Source organism: Pseudomonas sp. SDO5271_S396, assembly GCF_054071795.1.
This window is the reverse complement of record NZ_JBSVWB010000118.1, coordinates 1-837: the sequence shown is the minus strand read 5'-3', so window position 1 is coordinate 837 and position 837 is coordinate 1. Positions and strand designations below refer to the sequence as shown.

The 837-nt window shown below is 65.1% G+C and carries 1 protein-coding gene; it reads right to left on the bottom strand.

All coding sequences use genetic code 11. The features are described from left to right. Positions 1 to 837 (bottom strand): condensation domain-containing protein (locus ACW9IN_RS30100; protein ID WP_457369242.1); only part of this gene is annotated, 837 nt, incomplete at both ends.

Sequence of the window (837 nt, the reverse complement as noted above, 5' to 3'; positions counted from 1 at the left end):
CGGTTTCCATGCGGTTGCGGTTGGCAATCGGCACGCCGACGCGGATGTCCTGCTGCCCGCTGTAACGGTGCAACAGGGTCTGGAACGAGGCCAGCAGCAGCATGAACAAGGTCACGCCTTCGCGTTGGGCCAAGGCCTTGAGGTCGGCAGCCAGCGCAGGCGGCAACGGCACCTCAAGACGTGCGCCGCGATGGCTTTGCTGCGCCGGACGCTGATGGTCGAAGGGCAGCTCCAGCACCGGTTGCTCACCGCCGAGCAGGCCACGCCAGTAGTCCAGTTGGCGGGCCTTCTCCCCCGCTTCCATCCAGCCGCGCTGCCACACGGCATAGTCGGCGTACTGGATCGGCATAGGCGGCAACTGCGGTTCCGCACCCTGGCTGAACGCAGCGTACAGCTGCACCAGTTCATCGACCATCACCTGCATCGACCAGCCATCGGAGACGATATGGTGCTGCACCAGCACCAACACATGGTCGTCTTCGGCCAGGCGCAACAGGCTCACGCGCAGCAATGGCCCTTCCTGCAAATCGAACGGGCGAGCGATTTCGGCCTCGACCCGGGCTTGCAAGCCCGCCTCGCTGACCTCGTCCAGCCGAATCGGCACAGCGAGGTGCGAATGAATCACTTGCCGCGCACCGTCCGCGTGCACCTGCACGCAGGTGCGCAAGCTTTCATGGCGCGCCACCAGTGCGTCGAAACTGCGTTGCAGCGCCGCACTGTCGAGCGCGCCCTTGAGGCGCAAGGCGCTGGGGATATGGTAAGCAGCGCTGTGCGGATCCAACTGCCAGAGGAACCACTGGCGTTCCTGGGCATAGGACAGCGGCAGCGGTTGATCGC